The 20,171-nt window shown below is 63.8% G+C and carries 17 protein-coding genes and 1 riboswitch; of the genes, 7 read left to right on the top strand and 10 right to left on the bottom strand.

The genetic code is table 11. The features are described from left to right. Nucleotides 1-10: 10 nt before the first annotated feature. The 7 genes from mutS to rd all read right to left on the bottom strand — a co-directional run bounded on the left by mutS (nucleotide 11) and on the right by rd (nucleotide 10,952). Nucleotides 11-2,632: a DNA mismatch repair protein MutS gene (gene mutS / locus H8695_RS08930; protein WP_249300811.1), complete on the bottom strand. Its 2,622-nt coding sequence runs from the start codon at nucleotides 2,630-2,632 to the stop codon at nucleotides 11-13. 56 nt (nucleotides 2,633-2,688) lie between these two features. After that, nucleotides 2,689-3,078 carry a YlbF/YmcA family competence regulator gene (locus tag H8695_RS08925; protein ID WP_249300734.1) on the bottom strand — a complete coding sequence of 130 codons (390 nt, stop codon included), beginning with the start codon at nucleotides 3,076-3,078 and terminating at the stop codon, nucleotides 2,689-2,691. A 29-nt stretch (nucleotides 3,079-3,107) separates the two neighbouring features. Next, complete coding sequence (gene miaB / locus H8695_RS08920) at nucleotides 3,108-4,490, bottom strand: tRNA (N6-isopentenyl adenosine(37)-C2)-methylthiotransferase MiaB (protein WP_249300732.1); 1,383 nt, start codon at nucleotides 4,488-4,490, stop codon at nucleotides 3,108-3,110. A gap of 9 nt (nucleotides 4,491-4,499) precedes the next feature. Continuing rightward, on the bottom strand, nucleotides 4,500-8,210 hold the full coding sequence (locus H8695_RS08915) for a phosphoribosylformylglycinamidine synthase (RefSeq protein WP_249300730.1): 3,711 nt from the start codon (nucleotides 8,208-8,210) through the stop codon (nucleotides 4,500-4,502). Between the two features lie 32 nt (nucleotides 8,211-8,242). Beyond that, a complete protein-coding gene (locus tag H8695_RS08910) occupies nucleotides 8,243-9,910 on the bottom strand; it encodes a putative ABC transporter permease subunit (protein ID WP_249300728.1) in 1,668 nt (555 codons plus the stop codon). Then, nucleotides 9,903-10,640 (bottom strand): ABC transporter ATP-binding protein, encoded by a 738-nt coding sequence (locus H8695_RS08905; RefSeq protein WP_249300726.1) that lies wholly within the window; start codon nucleotides 10,638-10,640, stop codon nucleotides 9,903-9,905. The genes H8695_RS08910 and H8695_RS08905 overlap by 8 nt, the downstream gene beginning before the upstream one ends. 150 nt (nucleotides 10,641-10,790) lie before the next feature. Then, complete coding sequence (rd, locus tag H8695_RS08900; RefSeq protein ID WP_249300724.1) at nucleotides 10,791-10,952, bottom strand: rubredoxin; 162 nt, start codon at nucleotides 10,950-10,952, stop codon at nucleotides 10,791-10,793. 282 nt (nucleotides 10,953-11,234) lie between these two features. On the opposite strand from rd, the gene H8695_RS08895 reads away from it, so the two are divergent. The 7 genes from H8695_RS08895 (at nucleotide 11,235) to H8695_RS08865 (ending at nucleotide 17,689) form a co-directional block, all read left to right on the top strand. After that, nucleotides 11,235-12,797, top strand: a complete 1,563-nt coding sequence (locus tag H8695_RS08895) for an AbgT family transporter (RefSeq protein WP_249300722.1) — start codon at nucleotides 11,235-11,237, stop codon at nucleotides 12,795-12,797. A 34-nt stretch (nucleotides 12,798-12,831) separates the two neighbouring features. Next, a complete protein-coding gene (locus H8695_RS08890; protein ID WP_249300720.1) occupies nucleotides 12,832-13,941 on the top strand; it encodes a M20/M25/M40 family metallo-hydrolase in 1,110 nt (369 codons plus the stop codon). A gap of 35 nt (nucleotides 13,942-13,976) precedes the next feature. Continuing rightward, nucleotides 13,977-14,074: riboswitch (TPP riboswitch) on the top strand. Between the two features lie 98 nt (nucleotides 14,075-14,172). Further along, nucleotides 14,173-14,976 carry a bifunctional hydroxymethylpyrimidine kinase/phosphomethylpyrimidine kinase gene (gene thiD, locus H8695_RS08885; RefSeq protein WP_249300718.1) on the top strand — a complete coding sequence of 268 codons (804 nt, stop codon included), beginning with the start codon at nucleotides 14,173-14,175 and terminating at the stop codon, nucleotides 14,974-14,976. Nucleotides 14,977-14,981: 5 nt separating this feature from the next. Continuing rightward, nucleotides 14,982-15,629, top strand: a complete 648-nt coding sequence (locus H8695_RS08880) for a thiaminase II/PqqC family protein (RefSeq protein ID WP_249300716.1) — start codon at nucleotides 14,982-14,984, stop codon at nucleotides 15,627-15,629. Further along, a complete protein-coding gene (gene thiM, locus H8695_RS08875; RefSeq protein WP_430413291.1) occupies nucleotides 15,602-16,429 on the top strand; it encodes a hydroxyethylthiazole kinase in 828 nt (275 codons plus the stop codon). Before H8695_RS08880 ends, thiM begins: the two co-directional genes overlap by 28 nt. Next, a complete protein-coding gene (thiE, locus tag H8695_RS08870) occupies nucleotides 16,413-17,039 on the top strand; it encodes a thiamine phosphate synthase (protein WP_249300712.1) in 627 nt (208 codons plus the stop codon). Before thiM ends, thiE begins: the two co-directional genes overlap by 17 nt. Continuing rightward, a complete protein-coding gene (locus H8695_RS08865; protein WP_249300709.1) occupies nucleotides 17,027-17,689 on the top strand; it encodes an HAD family hydrolase in 663 nt (220 codons plus the stop codon). Before thiE ends, H8695_RS08865 begins: the two co-directional genes overlap by 13 nt. 270 nt (nucleotides 17,690-17,959) lie before the next feature. Here H8695_RS08865 and H8695_RS08860 read toward each other — a convergent pair whose 3' ends face one another. The 3 genes from H8695_RS08860 to H8695_RS08850 are packed head-to-tail and all read right to left on the bottom strand — an operon-like array spanning nucleotide 17,960 to nucleotide 20,116. Next, entirely contained in the window at nucleotides 17,960-18,385 is a 426-nt protein-coding gene (locus H8695_RS08860; RefSeq protein WP_249300707.1) for a hypothetical protein, read from the bottom strand. Next, nucleotides 18,378-18,620: a hypothetical protein gene (locus H8695_RS08855; RefSeq protein WP_249300705.1), complete on the bottom strand. Its 243-nt coding sequence runs from the start codon at nucleotides 18,618-18,620 to the stop codon at nucleotides 18,378-18,380. Before H8695_RS08855 ends, H8695_RS08860 begins: the two co-directional genes overlap by 8 nt. Before the next feature lie 50 nt (nucleotides 18,621-18,670). Continuing rightward, nucleotides 18,671-20,116 carry a D-alanyl-D-alanine carboxypeptidase family protein gene (locus tag H8695_RS08850; RefSeq protein ID WP_249300703.1) on the bottom strand — a complete coding sequence of 482 codons (1,446 nt, stop codon included), beginning with the start codon at nucleotides 20,114-20,116 and terminating at the stop codon, nucleotides 18,671-18,673. Nucleotides 20,117-20,171 lie beyond the last annotated feature (55 nt).

Raw genomic sequence — 20,171 nt, 5'->3', positions numbered from 1 at the left:
CCTCCTGTCTCTAGAGTTTTTTCGCCTCGTTGCACAGCTCAAAGAGCTTGTTCATCGCCTCAATCGGCGTCAGCGTGTTCACGTCGAGCATGCGCATGCTCTCGGCGAGCGCCTCAGCGCCGCTGCGCTCAAAGGAGGTCTGCTCGATCTCCGGCTCGGGCTGCGACGCGCGCCGCGGGGCGTGGGCGGGCCGGACGGGCTCGGCGAGCTCAATGTCCTGAAGAATCTCCTTTGCCCGCGTGATGACCTTCTGCGGAATGCCCGCGAGCTTCGCCACCTCGATGCCGTAGCTGTCGTCTGCGCCGCCGCGCACGATCTTGCGCAGAAACGTGATGTCGTCGCCGCGCTTTTTGACGGCGATGTTGTAGTTCTTCACGCCGCCGATGGTTCGCTCAAGCTCCGTCAGCTCGTGGTAGTGGGTCGCAAAGAGGGTCTTCGCGCCGAGCAGCTTGCGGTCGGCGGTGAATTCCACCACCGCGCGCGCGATGCTCATGCCGTCAAAGGTGCTCGTGCCGCGGCCGATCTCGTCGTAGATGATCAGGCTCTTCTTTGTGGCGTTTTTGAGAATGTGGGCCACCTCGCTCATCTCGACCATAAAGGTCGACTGGCCCATCGCCAGGTCGTCGGCCGCGCCCACGCGGGTGAAGATCTTGTCCACCACGCCGATGTGGGCCGAACTCGCCGGCACAAAGCTGCCGATCTGGGCCATGAGCGTGATGACCGCCACCTGGCGCATATAGGTCGACTTTCCGGCCATGTTGGGGCCGGTGATGATCGCAAGCCGGTTCTCGCGCGTGTCGAGCAGCGTGTCGTTCGGCACAAAGAGCGCATCCTTGAGCAGATCCTCCACCACGGGGTGGCGGCCGTCTTTGATGCGGATCTCGTCGCTGAAATCGACCTCGGGCATGCAGTAGCCGCCCCGGCGCGCCACCACCGCAAAGGAGCACAGCACATCGAGCGCCGCGAGCGCCTGGGCGTTTCGCTGCAGGCGGAAAGTCTCGCCCGCGACCTGCTCGCGCACTTTCGAGAAGAGCTCATACTCCAGCGAGCAGACCCGCTCGTGCGCCGAGAGAATGCGCCCCTCGAGCTCCTTGAGCTCCTCGGTGATGTAGCGCTCGCAGTTCGCGAGCGTCTGCTTTCTGATATAGTGGTCGGGCACCAGATTCTGGTAGGACTTTGTGACCTCCAGATAGTAGCCGAACACCTTGTTGTAGGAGATCTTGAGATTCTTGATGCCGGTTCTCTCACGCTCCGTATTTTCGATTTTCAGTATGTAGGCTTTGCTGTTTTTGAGCAGATCGTTGAGCGAGTCGACCTCGCTGCTGTAGCCCTTTTCGATGAGGCCGCCCTCGCGAACCGAGAAAGGCGGCTTCTCCACAATGGCTCTCGCGAGCAGCTCCCGCAGCTCGGCGAGCTCGTCGAGGCTCTCGTCGAGCTCTTTGAGATAGGCGCTCTCGGCCCCCTTGAGCGCCGCCTTGACCGGCGGCAGAAGCTCGAGCGTCGCGAGCAGCGCGCGCAGATCGCGGCCGTTTGCGGTGTTGTAGACCACGCGGGTCATCAGCCGCTCAATGTCCGAGACGAGCTTGAGCCGCGCGATGAGCTCCTCGCGCCGCTCGCCCGAGCGGATGAGCTCCGCCACGGCGTTCTGGCGCTTTTTGATGGCCGCCGTGTTGCACAGCGGCATCTCGATCCATCGGCGCAGCAGGCGCGTCCCCATCGAGGTCTTTGTCCTGTCGAGCACGCCGAGCAGCGAGCCGCGCTTGTCCTGCTGGCGCATGGTCTCGGTCAGCTCCAGGTTGCGCCGGGTGGTCACGTCGAGCTCCATGAACTGCTCGGGCAGGTAGTAGTTGATGGGCTTGAGATTTTTCAAGTCGCAGCGCTGCGTCTCCCGGAAGTAGTCGAGAAGCATGCCGCAGCTGATGATAAACGCGGGCAGCTCGGCGAGCCCCTCACGCGCAAGGTAGTCCGCGCCGTAGGTCTCGGCGATGATCTGCTCGCACTTCTCGCGGGTGAACTCGCCCTCGGGCGCGCGGGTCACAGTGGCGTGCAGCCGGTCGTGCGCAAAGGCGGTCAGGCCCTCGAGGCCCTCCATGCCGCCCTCTAAAATGATCTCCGTCGGGGAGAACTTGCCGATCTCGCCCAGTACGCGCATGGGCACGTCTCTCCCCTCGACGGTGGTCGCATAGATCTCGCCGGTCGAGATGTCCGAAAAGGTGATGCCGGCGCTGCCCGCCGTCAGGCTGACCGCGGCGAGGTAGTTGTTCTTCGACTCGTCGAGCATGCCGAGCTCGGTCACCGTGCCGGGTGTGATCACCCGCACGATGTCCCGCTTGACAAGGCCCTTGGCCGTGGCCGGGTCCTCGAGCTGTTCGCAGATGGCGACCTTGTAGCCCTTGGCAACCAGCCGCGCGATGTAGCTCTCGCAGCTGTGGTAGGGCACGCCGCACATCGGCGCGCGCTCCTCCTGTCCGCAGTCGCGCCCGGTGAGCACCAGATCGAGCTCCTTGGATGCGAGTTTCGCATCCTCGAAGAACATCTCGTAGAAATCCCCGAGGCGGTAGAGCAGAATATAGTCCTTGTTGCGGTTTTTGATCTCCATGTACTGCTGCATCATCGGCGTCAGTTCGGCCATGGTCTCACCCTTTCTCTGTGCTGTGTCCTCGCTTGCTGTCCCCTCTTTGGCGGCCGTCAGTGGCAGCCGCTGCACCCTGCGCAGTCGCCGCCGCAGCCGGCGTTCGGCTCCTCGCCGGTGATGTAGAACGTCAACAGGTTGTAGACCTCCTGCACCATGCTCTCAACCGCCTCTTTGGCGCTGAGAAAATTGGTCATGGTCTGGTTTTTGGTGATCTCGTCGTAGAGGGCGTTCAGGCGCTCGGAGATCTCCTTGACTTTCGCGTCGTCGCGGGGCTCCTCGGTGTTGGCGGCGATGACCTCCTCGCGGGCGGCCTCAAACTTCATGATCTTCTCCTGAAGCGCCTCGTCTTTGTCGTGGGCCTCCTTGGCGGCCTCGTAGTTTTTGAAGCGGCCGTCGGCGATGATCGCCTCGCCGAGCTCTTTTGCCTTATCCATCACTGTCATTTTTCTCGTCTCACTTTCTGTTTTTCTTTTTACTCTATGATCACACCCGTCAGCGCCCAGGTTGCGGCGCTGAGGATCTTCACATCCACAAAGGTATTCTCTCTCGCCGGGCCCGCGAAGTGTACGAGCTTGCCCCCGGCTGTCCGCCCGGCGAGCGTGCTTTTGTCGCGCTTCGACGCCCCCTCGACCAGCACGCGCTGCACGCTGCCGACCAGGGCCTCGTTTCGCTCGCGTGAGATCTTCTCCTGCGCGCGCATGAGCGCCTGAAGCCGCCGCTCTTTCTCCCCGGGCGAGAGCTGGTCGGGCAGCGCCGCCGCCCTCGTTCCGGCGCGCGGCGAGTAGGCGAACGTGTACAGGTTGTCAAAGCGCACCCGCTCGATGAGCGCGAGGGTCTCGCGAAACTCCCCCTCGCTCTCGCCGGGGAAGCCCACGATGATGTCGCTCGACAGCGCAATGTCCGGCATCAGCGCGCGCAGATCGTCGACCAGCGCAAGATACTGCGCCGCCGTGTAGCGCCGGTTCATGGCCTCGAGCACCCGGTCGCTGCCCGACTGCACCGGCAGATGCAGCTGCGGCGCGATCTTTTTGCACTGCGCCATGGTCTCGAAGAGCTCGTGGGAGGCGTCTTTCGGGTGGCTCGTCATAAAGCGCACCCAGAAGTCGCCCGGCACCTCGCAGACCTGCCGCAGAAGCTGCGCAAAGCTGCACGGCTGCGCGAGGTCGTGCCCGTAGGAGTTGACGTTCTGCCCGAGCAGCATGATCTCGCGCGTGCCCGCCGCGGCGAGCTCGCGCACCTCGCCGAGCACCCGCCCGGGCGCCCGGCTGCGCTCGCGGCCGCGCACATAGGGCACGATGCAGTAGGAGCAGTAGTTGTCACAGCCGTACATCACCGTGACGTCGCCGCGCACGCCCGGCCGGCGCGCGGTCGGCAGATCCTCGAGAATCTCGACGGTGTTGTCGGCGAGGGTGATCTCGCGCCGGCGCTCTTCGAGCACGGTTTTCAAAAGCTCCGGCAGCCGGTGGTAGAGCCCCGCGCCGAACACGATGTCAACATGGCGGTACTTGGTTTTGATCTCGCGCACGCGGTGCTCCTGCTGCATCATGCAGCCGCACACGGCGATGACGAGATCGGGCTTTCGGTCCTTGAGCGCCTTGAGCGCGCCCACGACCCCCAGCACGCGCAGCTCCGCGTGCTCGCGCACCGCGCAGGTGTTGAGCACAATGAAGTCGGCCTGCTCGCGGTCGTCGGTCATGCGGTAGCCCATCTCGATGAGCAGCCCGCGCAGCTTGTCGCTGTCGGCCTCGTTCTGCTGGCAGCCGAACGTCTCGATGAGCGCGCAGAGCGGCCCGCGCGGGGCGAGAAGCTCCCGCACCCGCCGCACGGCCTGCTCGCGCGCGATGGAATCAGTCATCTGTTTCACCTATTTGAAGTATTCCACGCCCGACAAAAAGAGCTTCTGGTCTTTCTCGCCGGGCACATTCTTGCAGATGTTGCGGCCCATGCGCTCGCTGTGGCCCATCTTGCCGAGCACGCGCCCGTCGGGGCTCGTGATGCCCTCGATGGCGTCCACCGAGCCGTTGGGGTTGAACGCGATGTCCATCGACGGCTCGCCCGCAAAGTCCACATACTGCGTGGCGATCTGGCCGTTTTGGGCAAGCTGCGCGAGCACCGCCTCGTCCGCAAGGAAGCGCCCCTCCCCGTGGGAGATGGCAATGGTGTGAATGTCGCCCTCGGCGACGTTTGCAAACCACGGCGACTTGACGGAGCTTACCCGCGTTCTCACCATGGTCGACTGGTGGCGGCCGATGGTGTTGAAAGTCAGCGTCGGGCTGTCGGGCTTCAGATCGACAATGTGGCCCGTCGGCACAAGGCCGAGCTTGACCAGCGCCTGAAAGCCGTTGCAGATGCCGAGCATCAGGCCGTCGCGCTGGTGGAGAAGCCGCTCGATGGCGTCGGCGATCTTCGGGTTGCGCAGAAAGGCCGCGATGAACTTGCCCGAGCCGTCCGGCTCGTCGCCGCCTGAGAAGCCGCCCGGCAGCATGACGATCTGACTGCGCTCGACGAGCCGGTAAAAGCCCTCGACGCTCTCGGTAAGGCCCTGCGCCGTGAGGTTTCTTATGACGAAGATCTCCGCCTCGGCCCCCGCGCGCTCAAAGGCGCGCGCCGAGTCGTACTCGCAGTTGGTCCCCGGGAAGACCGGGATCGCCACGCGCGGCCGCGCGTTCTTAATGGCGGGCGCCGCCCCGGCCCGCTCGCCGAAGTCATAGCGGCGTGCCGTGTCGCAGGCGGCCTTTGCCTGCGTCGGGAAGACCGGCTCGAGCGTGCTCTGCCAGGCGACGAGAAGCTCGTCGAGCGGCAGGCTCTCGCCCGAAACGCGCACGCAGGGCTCGTCCAGAACGCGGCCGAGCTTCACGCCCGGCGCGGCCGTACCGGCCGGCACCTCGAGCAGAATGGCGCCGCAGCGCAGGCGGTAGAGATCAAGATCGGTCTCGAGCGCGGCGCCGAGGCGGTTGCCGAACGCCATCTTGCAGACGGCCTCGCAGATACCGCCCGTCGAAACAGCCCACGCCGCGCGCACGCCGCCCGCTTTCACCAGGGCGCGCACCGCCTCAAAGCCCGCCTTGAGACTTGCAAAGTCCACAAGGCCGTCGGCGTCATACGCCGGCTCGACGAGCCACAGCTCGTCGCCCGCCTGTTTGAACTCGGGGGTAACAAGCTCGCCCGCCCCCATCGTCGTGATGGCGAAGCTCACAAGCGTCGGCGGCACGTCGATGTCCTCAAACGTGCCCGACATACTGTCCTTTCCGCCGATGGCCGCAAGGCCGAGCGAGAGCTGCGCCTCGAGCGCGCCGAGCAGAGCCGCCGCGGGTTTGCCCCAGCGGCGCGGGTCGCTCCTGGTACGCTCGAAGTACTCCTGGAAAGTCAGGTAGGCCGTGCGGTAGTCGCAGCCCGCCGCGACGAGCTTCGCGACCGACTCGACCACCGCGGCGGCCGCCCCGTGGTAGGGGCTCTTGACCGAGATTGCCGGGTTGAAGCCGTAGGCCATCACCGAGGCGGTGTCGGTCTCGCCGCCCTCCACGGGAATCTTGGCCGCCATGCTCTGCACCGGCGTGAGCTGGTGCGCCCCGCCGTAGGGCATGGTCACCGAGGCCGCGCCGATGGTGCCGTCAAAGCGGTCGACAAGCCCCTTCTGCGAGCAGACGTTGAGATCGCCGAGCACCGAGAGAAAGCGCTCTCTCGCGGTGGCGCCCTGCCCGAGTCCCTCGTAGAGCGAGGCGGTCTCGGGCCGGTCGATGTGAATATCGGTGTGCTTCGGCGCACCGTTGGAATTGAGAAACTCCCGCGACAGGTCGACGACCTGCTGCCCGGCCCAGCTCATGCGAAGCCGCGGCTCGGCGGTCACCATCGCGACCTGCGTCGCCTCGAGGTTCTCCTCGCCCGCGAGGGCGATGAAGCGCGCGGCGTCGCCCTCGCGCACGACCACGGCCATGCGCTCCTGCGATTCGCTGATCGCAAGCTCGGTTCCGTCGAGCCCCTCGTACTTCTTGGGCACGCGGTCGAGGTCGATCGCAAGGCCGTCGGCGAGCTCGCCGATGGCGACCGACACGCCGCCCGCGCCGAAGTCGTTGCACCGGCGGATCAGCCGCGTCGCCTCGGGGTTGCGGAAGAGCCGCTGGAGCTTTCTCTCCTCGGGCGGGTTGCCCTTTTGCACCTCGGCGCCGCAGGTGCTCGTCGAGCTCGCGGTGTGGCTCTTCGACGAGCCCGTCGCGCCGCCGATGCCGTCGCGGCCCGTGCGCCCGCCGAGCAGAATCACAACGTCGCCCGGCTCCGGCCGCTCGCGCACCACGTTCTCACAGGGCGCCGCGCCCACCACCGCGCCGATCTCCATGCGCTTGGCGACGTAGTTCGGGTGGTAGACCTCATTGACATACCCCGTCGCAAGGCCGATCTGGTTGCCGTAGGAGCTGTAGCCCGCGGCCGCCGTATTGACGAGCTTCTTCTGGGGCAGCTTGCCCGGCAGCGTCTCGCCCACCGGCACGCGCGGGTCGGCCGCGCCCGTCACCCGCATGGCCTGATAGACATAGGAGCGCCCCGACAGCGGGTCGCGGATGGCCCCGCCGAGGCAGGTCGCCGCCCCGCCGAAGGGCTCGATCTCGGTCGGGTGGTTGTGGGTCTCGTTTTTGAACATCAGCAGATAGTCGCGCGGCTCGCCGTCGACATCCACCTTGATGACGATGGAGCAGGCGTTGATCTCCTCGCTCTCATCGAGGTTCTGCAAAAACCCCCGCCGGCGCAGCTCTTTCGCGCCGATGGTCGCAAGATCCATCAGCGTCTTCGGGCGGCTCTCACGGCCGAGCCTGCGGCGGATGTCGAGATAGGCGTCGTAGCTCTTCTGAATGCGCTCACTGTCAATGGTGATGCTGTCGATCTCCGTGAGAAAGGTCGTGTGGCGGCAGTGGTCTGACCAGTAGGTGTCGATCATGCGAAGCTCGGTCATGGTCGGGTCGCGGCGCTCGCCGGCGAAGTAGTCCTGCACAAATTTCAGATCGTCGAAGTCCATCGCAAGGCCGTACTGCCCGAGCATGCCGCGAAGCCCCGCTGCGTCGAGGGCGGTAAAGCCCTCGAGCACCTCGACCGCCTGCGGCACGGGGAAGTCCTGGCGCAGAGTCTCGATCCGCTCGAGCGAGGCCTCGCGGCTCTCGACGGGGTTGATGACATAGCGCTTGACGCGCTCAAACTCCTCGTCGGTGAGCTCCCCCGCCAGCAGGTAGACCCGCGCGCTGCGAATGAGCGGGCGCTCCTTGAGCGTCAGCAGCGCCACGCACTGCGCGGCGGAGTCGGCTCGCTGGTCGAACTGCCCCGGCAGATACTCCACGGCGAAGATGCGCTCGCCCGGCCCCGGCACGGGGTCGTCAAAACTCACCGTATCCACCGGCGGTTCGGAGAAGACGATGTCCTGCGCGCGGCGAAACTCCTCAACGCTCAGATTCTCCACGTCGTAGCGGTTGAGAACCCGCACGCTGCGAAGCCCCGCAATCATCAGATTCTCGCGCAGATCCCGGCACATGCCGCGCGCCTCAATGTCGACGCCCGGCCGCTTTTCCACATAGATGCGGTACACTTTACCCATTTTACTTCCCCCGAAACTGTATTTGTTTTGGCTCACTGTACGTTGTCAAGCAGCCGCTCGGCATGGCTTCTGTAGTAGAGCGCAACCCCCGCAAGCAAAAGCCCGAACAGCAGCGTCAGCGCCAGCGCAAACCACAGGTAGCTCTGGCCGCTGAAGAGAAACGCGCCGCCGACAATTGCACCGATGGCGATGGCGTTGATGAGAAACTGGTAGAGAAAGCCGATGTTGCGCTTGACCACGGCGTACTCGCTGTCCCAGTCGAGGCGCGGCTTTTTCAGGTCAATCAGCAGCACCGCCGCCCCCTCAAACATCATAAACAGCAGCGACGGCACGGCCGCAGCCGCCGCCATCACCGGCGAGAAGCCGAGTAAAAAGGCGAACATGGCGATCCCGAGCGCCCCCGAGACCACATTGAGCACAAAGCCGGGCGTGAGCTTTGCCAGACACTGCGTCGTGTAGGGCACGGGAAACGTCTTCGCCATGACGGCCGCCTGCCCCTCGCGCGAAATGGCGGTGATGCTCGCGTAGTTCATCATCAGAAAGAACTGGATGAAGCCGAGTGCAATCGCATAGAGCGTGCTCTGCGGGATCGCGATCTGCTCCGCCAGCGCCAGAAGATCCTTGTAGGCGGGGTTGACCAGAAAAATAACCAGAAACAGCACTGGCATCAGCAGCGCCGGCAGCACGCACTGCATCATGTAAATCGGATTTCTCAGCAGGAGCTTCCACTCCTTTTTGACGTAGGCCGAATAGACGCCCTGGGTTCTCACCGACTTCATCTCGCGGCGCATGTCGACGCGCCGGCTCGGCGCGTTCTCACTGTTGCCGAGCGCGCCCCTGAAGTAGAGCGCCTTTGCCGCAACCGTGTAGATGAGCACCGCCGCGCCCGTCTCGGCGAGCAGAACGGCGAGACTCCCGAGCCCCCTGAGACCCGACGCAAAGGCGAGCGCCTCGGCCGCCGGGGGAATGGTGAAGAAGATTTTGCCGAACATGCCGACCATCTCGTTTGCCTTGCCCATCATCTCGAGGATGGCCTGCTCGCTCTCCACCTCGGCAAAGCCCGCCGCGACAAACTGAATGCCGATGGCAAAGGCGATGCCCAGCAGCCCCGCGATGAGCTGGAAGCGGTCGCGGTACTTGGTGAGGTTGACAAAGCTCATCAGAACCATCACGATCAGGCAGCAGACAATCAGCGGCACCACCGGCAGCGCCAGGAACACCACCGCCGAGTAGACCCAGAAGAGGGCCCCCGCGCCGGTCATCACACCGTAGACCGCAAGGCAGGGTAGCAGAAACGCCGCCTCGAGCAGATACTCGGTGAGCAGCAGCACATTGAACTTCGCCAGCACGATCTGCTGGGGCTTGAAAGGCATGGGCAGAAGATAGTTGATGTCCTTTGAGAAGTAGTAGACGTTGATGGCCGAGAAGATGGCCGTGAAGAGAATCAGAAACGTCACGATCAGAAAACAGAGCCCCAGAAACAGCGACTCCTGGTTGACCGCCTGCAGCGCGCCCACAAGGCCGTAGGCGAGCAGCCCGAACGACGCCATGACGATGAGCACACAGACGCCCACGAACACGACCATCGCCCCGCGGCCGAGCTTTGCAAAGAGACCGCGCTTCTTTTTCGCCTCGCCGCCGGTGGCACTCATGGCGCCGCTCTTGAGCAGAATTTTAGTCAGCAGAATGACCTTACTCATGCGCGGGCTCTCCCCCCTCGGTGATCGACAGGAAGAACTCCTCGAGCGAGGCGTCGTTCGACTTCTCCTTGATCTCGTCGTAGGTGCCGCTCATGACGAGCTTGCCCTTGTTGATGATGCCCACACGGTCGCAGAGCTTCTCCGCCACCTCGAGCACATGGGTCGAAAAGATGACGCTGTATCCCTTCTGGGCGTGCTCGCGCATCATCTGCTTGAGAATGAAGGCCGACTTCGGGTCGAGGCCGGTCATGGGCTCGTCGAGAATCCAGTTCGACGGCTCGTGCAGCAGCACGCCGATGAGCACCGCTTTCTGGCGCATGCCGTGCGAGTAGGTCTGCATCTGGTCGCCGAGCTTGTCGTAGATCTCAAAGCGCTCGCCGAGCTCGCGGATGCGGGTCTTTCTCACATCGGCCGGCACGCCGTAGACGTCGCCGATAAAATTCAGATACTCAAGCCCCTTGAGCCGCAGAAACATGTCCGGGCTGTCGGGCACATAGCCGAACTGGCGCTTGGCGCGAAGTGGCTCTCTCTGAATGTCGATCTTGTCGATGAGAACCGTGCCGCTGTCGGGCCGGGTGATGCCGGTGATCATCTTGATGGTGGTCGTCTTGCCCGCGCCGTTTGGCCCGAGAAAGCCGAATATCTCACCGTTCTGTACGGTCATGGACAGGTCGTCCACCGCCTTGACGCCGGCGGCATAGGATTTGGTCAGGTTGTAGAGTTCAATCATGTGGCTCTCCCTCATATTCAACTGGAACAAACGCTGAGTCTGCCCTCCCTTTGAGGGCATATTTCAACTTCATTATCATACTATAAATCCGCCCAAATGAAAAGGGGACAGACTTTAAAAAGTCCGTCCCCACACCCTGTGCTGGCCGTCTTACTCCTGCGCTTCAAAGAGATCCTTGCCCACGCCGCACAGCGGGCAGACCCAGTCCTCCGGCAGAGCGTCAAACGAGGTTCCTGCGGCGATTCCCGCCGCGTCATCGCCCGCCTCGGGATCGTAGACATAGCCGCATACCGTACAGACATATTTCTTCATAGCTGATTCTCCTTTACACAATTTGACATTATTATATGCCCGCCGCCCAAAAAGATACGGCGGTTTCTCCCATCTCCAGTATAGCCTGTTTTTCAAAAAATTCAATGCGCAATTCAAAATTTGTACTTGCGCGGTCCACTTTCGCCTGCGTATGATTTCCCGCCCGCCGGTCAATACTGAAAGACGCCGCGGGCATTGACAAGAATTTACCAGAGCGGATATACTGTTTGTGCGCTTGGGGACAGACGTCTCTACTCGCACTACAACAACCGGAGGTGCCCTATGAATCCAAACGCAAAGAGCAAAAAGCCCTCCCTGTTCAGCCGGTTTTTAAACGGCATTGAGACCGTCGGCAACAGGCTTCCCCATCCGATCACCCTCTTCGCGCTGTTCGCGCTGGCGGTGGTGGTGATCTCAGCCGTCTGCGAGGCGTTCGGCGTGAGCGCGACGGGCGAGATCATCAACACCTCGACCATGCAGCTCGAGGAGCAGACCATCCACGCGGTGAGTCTGCTCTCGCGCGACGGCATTGTGTACATGCTCACCCAGATGGTCAACAACTTCACCAGCTTCGCGCCGCTCGGCGTGGTGCTCGTGACCATGCTCGGCGTCGGCTGCGCCGAGGGCAGCGGCTATCTCTCGGCCCTGCTGCGCCGGGCGGTGTCGGTCACGCCGAAGTTCATCGTCACCCCCATGATCGTCTTTCTCGGCGTCATGTCCAACATCGCCTCCGACATCGGCTATGTCGTGCTCATCCCCATCGGGGCGCTGGTGTTCATGGCCTATGGCCGCCACCCGATGGCGGGCCTCGCGGCCGCCTTTGCCGGCGTGTCGGGCGGTTTTTCCGCCAATCTCATGATCGGCACGCTCGACCCCATGCTCGCCGGCATCAGCACAGAGGCGGCAAAGCTCGTCGACCCGCTCTATGAGGTGCGCGCCACCGACAACCTCTACTTCATGTTCGTGTCGACCTTTTTGATCGTGCTGCTCGGCACCATCGTCACCGACAAGATCGTCGAGCCGCGCCTGGGCGCCTACACCGGCTCGATGGACCACGGCATGGACGCGTCGGCCGTCACCGCGCAGGAGCGCCGGGCGCTTCGCGCCGCGAACTGGACGCTGCTCGTGCTCGTCGTGGCGCTGGTCGCGCTGTGCATCCCGTCAAACTCCATCTTCCGCAACCCCGAGACGGGCAGTCTCATCGACAAGTCGCCGCTGATCGGCGGCCTCATCCCGCTGATCACGCTTGTGTTCTTCGTGCCCTCGGTGGTCTACGGCCGGGTCGCGGGCGTCTACAAGGGAGAAAAGGACGTGTGCAACCAGCTCTCGAAAAACATGAACACCATGGGCAGCTACATCGCGCTGGTCTTCGTCGCCGCCCAGTTTGTCAGCTTCTTCGCCTACAGCAAGCTCGGCACCATCCTCGCGCTCAATGGCGCCGAGGCGCTTCGTGCCTCCGGTGTCTCGGGGCCCGTGCTCATGGTGCTCTTCATCATCTTCTCAGCCCTTGTCAATCTGCTCATGGGCTCGGCCTCGGCCAAGTGGACCATTCTCGCGCCGGTCTTCGTGCCCATGTTCATGCTGCTCGGCTACTCGCCCGAGCTGACCCAGGTCGCCTACCGCATCGGCGACTCCTGCACAAATCTCATCACGCCGCTGATGAGCTACTTTGCGATGATCGTGGTCTTCGCCAAGAAGTACGACGAGCGCTCGGGCATCGGCACCATCATCTCGACCATGGTGCCCTACACGCTCTTCTTCCTGGTGGGCTGGTCGGCGCTGCTGGTGGTGTGGATGCTGCTCGGCCTGCCTCTCGGCCCGGGCGCGAATCTCCTGCTCGGCTGATCCGACCGAATACAAACGACGGGAAGTGTATGACATGAACGAAAAGAGACTGCTCGAGAGCTTTCTCGACTATGTGAAAATCGACAGCGAGTCCGGAAACGAAAAGGCGGTCGCCGAGCGGCTGCGCGCCGATCTCGAGGCGCTCGGCCTGCGCGTTGAGACCGACGGCGCGGGCCCGGCGGTCGGCTCGAACACCGGCAACCTCTACGCCTTTCTCGAGGGCGACAGCTCCCTTGAGCCGCTGATTCTCAGCGCCCACATCGACACGGTGACGCCGGGCGTCGGCATTGAGCCGGTCGTCGAAGACGGCGTCATCACAAGCCGCGGCGAGACCATTCTCGGCGGCGACGACAAGTCGGGCGTCTGCGCCATTCTGGAGGCGCTGCGCGTCCTGCGCGAGCAGAAGCTGCCCCACCGCCCGGCCGAGCTCGTCTTCACCGTCATGGAGGAGCGCGGGCTGCTCGGCTCCAAACACCTCGACTACAGCCGCCTCGCGGCGAAGCGCGCCGTCGTCTTCGACAGCAGCGGCGACGTGGGCAAGATCATCGTCAGCGCCCCGGGCCACCTGAACATCAAGGCCTCCATCCACGGCAAAAAGGCCCATGCGGGCATCTGCCCCGAGCAGGGCGTCTCGGCCATCGCAGTGGCGGCCGACGCCGTCAGCCGCATGCGCCTGGGCCGTCTCGACGGGGAGACCACCGCCAACATCGGCTCGCTGCGCGCCGAGGGAGCGGACAACATCGTGTGCGACCTCGCCACGCTCTCGGCCGAGGCGCGCAGCCAGAACGAGGCGAAGCTCGACGCCCAGGGTGAGCACATGGTCGCCTGCCTGAGAGAGGCCTGCGAGCGCCACGGCGCCACGCTCGACTGCGAGCTCATCAAGGCCTACGGCCCCTACTGCTTTGCCGACAGCGACCCGCTCGTCGTGCAGGTGCGCACAGCGCTCGAGTCCATCGGCGTCACGCCGTTCACGGCCTCGACCGGCGGCGGCAGCGACGCGAACAACATGAATTTAAACGGCGTGCACGCCGTGGTCGTCGGCACCGGGATGGATCGGGTCCACACCACCGACGAGCGGCTCACTGTCGAGAATCTGGGCAACTGCGCGCGTCTGGCGCTTGCGCTGCTGAAAAAGCCGATTTGACAGCGCGGGCAAAACGTGCTATCCTGACAAAAACCGAATAGCTGCGGGGGAACTCGTCTGAGTTGAGAAGGTAAAACCTGACCCTTTGAACCTGTTGGTTAACACCATCGTAGGGAGCATTTTTCTGTGGACTCTTTTTGAGATACCCGCTGCTCCCGCGGCGGGTATCTCTTTTTTTGAGTGCGCCGGCCGGATTCAACGTCTCCCCGCAGCAACAAGGGGAGGAATTGTATGAAAACAGCACTCAGCATTGCAGGCAGCGACTGCAGCGGCGGCGCGGGAATCCAGGCCGACATCAAGACCATGTCGGCCATCGGCGTGTTCGGCATGAGCGTCATCGTCTCGGTCGTGGCCGAGAACACCAGCCGCGTCATCTCCATCGAGGATGTCTCGCCGAAGCTCATCGCCGATCAGATCGACGCCGTATTCGAGGACATCGAGGTCGACGCGGTCAAGGTCGGCATGCTCTCCACTCCCGCCTGCATGGCGGCGGTGGCCGAGAAGCTGCGCCAGTACCGCCCGCGCCACATCGTCATCGACCCGGTCATGTACGCGAAAAACGGCTGTCCGCTCATGCAGGAGTCGTCCATCGGCACACTCATCGACACCGTCATTCCGCTCGCGACGCTGCTCACCCCCAACATCCCCGAGGCCGAAAAGATCGCGGGGATGCCGATCAAAACCGTCGACGACATGAAGACAGCGGCCCGGCGCATCGCCGGGCTCGGCGCGCGCGCCGTGCTCATCAAGGGCGGCCACTACATCGGCGACGCCGAGGACATCCTCTACGACGGCAGCGCGTTTTACCCCTATGTCCGCCGCCGGATTGACACCAAAAACACCCATGGCACAGGCTGCACACTCTCGAGCGCCATCGCCTCCTACCTTGCGCTCGGCGAGAGTCTGCCCGGCGCCGTCGAAAGGGCGAAAGAGTATGTCACCGGCGCCATCGAGCACGCGCTCGACATCGGCCGCGGATGCGGCCCCACCCATCACTTTTACCGTTTTTATTCACAGCAGGGAGGAACATTGTGACTTTTATGGACCGTGTAATCGCCGACTCCATGCCCCTCTGGGTGGCGGCGGAACGCACCCCCTTTCTCGAGCGGATGGGCCGCGACACGCTCGAGCGCGAACAGTTCTACGACTACATCGTGCAGGACAGCATCTACCTGCGCGACTATCTCAAGGCCTTTGCCATGGGCATCTTCAAGAGCCGCTCCCTGCGCGAGATGCAGGTCTTCTACTCGGTTCTCGGCTTTGTCAGTGACAGTGAGAACGCCACGCGCCTGTGCTATCTGCGAGACTGCGGTCTGACCGACGACGACGTGGAGCACAGGGAGAAAAAGCCCGCCTGCGCCGCCTACACGAGCTTTCTGCTCGATACGGCAAAGAGCGAGCCCATCCCCGAGATCCTCATGGCCGTCATGCCCTGCATGCTCGGCTACTACCATGTGTTTTGCTCGCTTCTCGAGCGGTATCCGGCGGTTCTCGACAGCTACTACGGCCCGCTCGTTCGCGACTACACGAGCGAGGGCTACCGGCAGAGCTGCGCCGCCTGGACCAGCTACTGCAACGAGGTCTGCGCAGACCTCGACGAGGCGCGCCGGCAGCGTCTGACTGAGCTCTTTCGCACCGCGAGCGCGCACGAACTCTACTTCTGGGAAATGGCAGGTGGAAAACAGTGAGAGAAAATCAAACACTCCGCGCGCAGGTGCCGCTGGTACACTGCATCACAAATTATGTGACCGTCAACGACGTGGCAAACGCCATACTCGCCTGCGGCGGGTCACCCATCATGGCCGACGACATCGCCGAGGCCGCGGACATCGCCGCGGTCAGCAGCGCCCTTGTCATCAACATCGGCACACTGAACGCGCGCACCGTCGCCTCCATGCTCAGCGCGGGCGCTGCGGCAAACGCCAAGGGCGTGCCCGTTGTGCTCGACCCGGTCGGCGCGGGCGCGTCGGCGCTGCGAAACGACGCGGTGCGGCGGCTGCTCGAGGCGGTGCGCTTCGCCGCCATCCGCGGCAACCTCTCCGAGATCTCCCATCTCGCGGGGCTCTCGGTCTCCACGCGCGGCGTCGACAGCAGCGAGGCCGACAGCGGCAACGATGCCGTGTCCGTCGCCAGGGCGGCGGCCCGGCGGTATGGCTGTGTCGTGGCCGTCACCGGCGCGGTCGACGTCATCACCGACGGCGCGCGGGTCGCGCGTGTGGAAAACGGCGTGCCCGAAATGAGCCGGGTCACCGGTACGGGCTGCATGCTCTCCGGCGTGATCGGCGCCTATGTGGGGGCAAACCGCGACGTTCTGCCCGCCGTTGTGGCGGCCGTCGCCTCCATGGGCATTGCGGGCGAGCTCTCGCTCGAGCGGCACGGCGGCGCGGGGACGGGGAGCTTCCACATCGGCATCCTCGACGCACTGAGCAAAATCACCGATGAAACCATCGAAAAGAGAGGCCGAATCACCTATGAAGAAGAGCATTGACTACTCGCTCTACCTGTGCACCGACCGTGGGCTGATGACCAGCCCCACCATTGAGCAGAGCGTCGAGCTCGCCCTGCTCGGCGGCGCGAGCGTGGTGCAGCTGCGTGAGAAAGACTGCTCGAGCCGCGAGTTCTATGAGCTCGGCCTGCGGGTCAGAGCCATCACCGACCGCTTCGGCGTGCCGCTCATCGTCAACGACCGGGTGGACATCGCCCTCGCCGTCGGCGCCGCGGGGGTCCACGTCGGCCAGGGCGACCTGCCCTGCCGGGCTGTGCGCGCCCTCGTGGGGGAGGACTGCATCGTCGGCGTCTCAGCCTCGACGCTCGAACAGGCCATCGAGGCCGAGCGCGACGGAGCCGACTACCTCGGCATTGGGGCCATGAACGCCACCGCCACCAAGACCGACGCCGCCCTCGTGACCCCCGAACAGTTCGAAGAGATCCGCCGCGCGGTACACATCCCCCTCGTTGTGATCGGCGGCGTCAACGCCTCAAACATCGCGCAGTATCGCCGCATGGGCGCCGACGGGGCCGCCGTGGTCTCGGCCATCGTCGCGCAGCCCGACGTCGAGGCGGCCGCGCGGGAGCTTTTAACGCTGTGGAGAGGTTAGAGCAGATCGCGGGCGCGATCTTCGATCTCGACGGCACGCTGCTCGACTCCATGTGGGTGTGGCAGGAGGTCGACCGGCGGTTTCTCGCCCGGCGTGGAATTGCGGTGCCCGACGACTACATGGCCGCCGTCAACGCCCTGGAATTCTCCGCCGCCGCGCGCTACACCATCGACCGCTTTGCCCTCGACGAGACGCCGCAGCACCTCATGGACGAGTGGATGGAACTCTCACGGCAGGCCTATGCCGCCGAGGTCGCCCTCAAACCCCATGCCGGTGACTATCTGCGCACACTCGCCCGGCGCGGGGTGCCGCTCGGCGTGGCGACCTCCGCTGCGCCCGAGCTGTTCATTCCAGCGCTTCGCCGCTGCGGGGTGTACGGACTGTTCGCCGCTTTCACCACCACCCGCGAGGTCGGCCGGGGTAAACAGTTTCCCGACGTCTACCTCGAGACCGCCAAAAAGCTGGGACTGCCCGCCTCGCGCTGCGCCGTGTTTGAGGACACTTTGCTCGGTATCCGCGGGGCCAAACGCGGCGGCTTTCTCACCGTCGGCATCCTCGAGCCCTGCTCCGCCCACGAGGCCGACGACATCCGCCGCGAGGCGGATATCACCGCGGCTTCGTTTGCCGAGCTTCTCCCGCAGCCGGTGTGACACACCGCGCGCCGGTGAAGCGTGCCCGGCCCACCGCCGGCCCTCCGTCGGCGCAGCAGCACACGTCACGCGCCGGCGGGTCCGGCTGGGCGTCCAGCCCGCCTTCCGTTCGCTTCGGCCGCGGCGCTGGCCACCCGCCCGGCTCCCGCGACCGGTTTGCCGGTGCTCTCCGGCTCCACGCAGCCGGCTCTCACCGGCAGCGGCCCTTGCGCGCCCGGCCCACGAAAAAACGCCCCCGCTGTCAGAGCAGCGGGGGCGTGCGTCTCATTTCTACTTGTTGACAACCATCTCTTTGAGCCGGTCGGAGATATCGCTGATATCCGCCGAGACCGTCGCAGTCAGAGTGACCTCATGCTTATTCGAGAGCGCCTCGATTGCAACGATGAACTTCTCGAGCTTCTCATAGTCCTTAAAGTCCTTGTTGCCGATCTTCAGCGTGGAATCGAGGAAGATGTCATGCAGGTCATAGTCGGCCGCCATCAGGCCGGCGATGAAGCCGTGCAGCTCCTCGAAGCTCGCGATTTCATACTCATCTGTATCAATCAGGCGGACGCTGCTGACAATGTCGTAGGTCAGCTTCGCGCCCTTCTCGATGCAGGCGACGTGGCCCTTGGCCGTGGCCGCAGACTGGTTCACCAGATCGATCAGCATCTTTGTCTTGCCGGAACCCTTGTTGCCAATGATGATTTTAACCATATGAAGTTCCTCCCTGTTGTTTGTTTGGAATCTCAAAGAGACGAGATACTTCCATTTCATACAAGTTATTGAAGTTTACATCTATTATACATGGTTTTTCCGGCAATATCAACAAAGCCCGGGCGGCACTTTGTAAAGTTTTTTTGAACAGTTTTTGTTCAAAATGCGCCGATTTTTCATTCGTCAAGTATTTTCTGGCGGAAATCGGCGCGAATTTGTAACAGGCTTGTCTCATTGTAGCGACAAAGGCAGGCGGCGGTTTCCCGCCGCCTGTTTTCTTTCCGGTCAGACCGGCTCACAGATGCCGAACAGCTGCGAGATCCCCTTGAGCACGAGGGCCGCAAACGTCAGAGCCGGCACATCGTTCTGACAGACCACGTCGCTTGTCGCGAGCAGCTCGCCGTCGAGGTAAAAGCTGATCTGGCCGACTTTCTGGCCCTTGTCGACCGGCGCTTGGAGATCCTCGCATACCTCTACCTTCGTCGAGATCTTCTGGTTTGAGCCCTTGGGTACCACAACCTCGACCTGGGGATTCTTCACCGCGAGCGCCACGCTCGGCTGGGTGCCGCGCAGCACTTTCATCGGGTCGATTGCCCCGGCCTCGTAGACGCGCTTCTCATAGGTGGCAAAGCCGTAGTCGAGAATTTTTGTCGCGTCGGCAAAGCGCTCCTTGCCGCTCGGGGCGGCGAGCACCACCGCGACAAGGCCCATGCCGTCGCGCTCGGCCGTCGCCGACAGGCAGAACTTCGCCTCGCTCGTCGAGCCGGTCTTGAGCCCCGTGATGCCCTGGTAGGTCTTGACGAGCTTGTTGGTGTTCGCAAGCCCGAATTCGCCGTTTCGCACCGTGTCCATCCAGATGAGGGTGTAGTCCTTGATCTTCTCGTGCTTCATCAGCTCGCGCGACATAATGGCGATGTCGCGCGCCGTCGTCAAATGGCCCTCGGTCGGAAGCCCGGTTGTGTTTTTGAAGACGGTGTTCGTCATGCCGAGCTCGGCGGCGCGGGCGTTCATCTTCGCGACAAAGGTGTCCACACTGCCCGCGACGTGTTCGGCGAGCGCCGCCGTCGCGTCGTTGGCGCTTGCAACCACCGCGGCTTTCAAGAGCTCGTCAACCGTCATCACCTCGCCCGGCTCGAGGTAGATCTGTGAGCCGCCCATCCCCGCCGCGACCTCGCTGCAGGTGACCGGGTCCTCGAGCGAAATCGCACCGCTGTCGAGCGCCTCCATCACCAGAAGCAGACTCATGACCTTGGTCACGCTCGCCGGGGGCAGCGGCTCGTCGGGGTTCTTCTCGTAGAGCACCCGGCCCGTCGACTGCTCCATGAGGATGGCCGAGGGGCTCGTCACCTCAAACAGGGGCGTCACGTCGACGGCGCCCGTCGGCTCGCCCTGCTCATAGATCTCCGCCTCGTCGACCACGTCAATGGTCTCAATCAGCTCGCTGTCGAGCGTCGCCGCCGCCGGCATTCCCGCAAACAGCAGCAGGGCCGCCGCAAGCAGCACGCAAATTTCTCTTTTCCCGCGCATCTGTAACCCACCTTTTCCCCGCCCGCACCGGCGGATACTGTGACCGCCGGCCGCAGCGCGGCCGGCATGCCCGATCCCGGCCGTCTCAGCTTCCCCCTGCGGGCGAAAGTCCGGCTGGGTCCACGGGTGTTCGCAGCCGCGGCGCCCCGTCTTCGGCACTCCCTCCTCGGGCGTGCGAAGCGTGCCGTGCGTGCTCACATCCATGCCAATATATATGCCGCGCGGCGCCTTTTTAGTACGGGCAAAAGAAAAGGCGGCC

This window comes from Feifania hominis (genome assembly GCF_014384765.1).
GTDB lineage: Bacteria > Bacillota > Clostridia > Oscillospirales > Feifaniaceae > Feifania > Feifania hominis.
The sequence above is the reverse complement of the archived record's forward strand: the minus strand, read 5'-3'. Positions and strand labels throughout refer to the sequence as shown.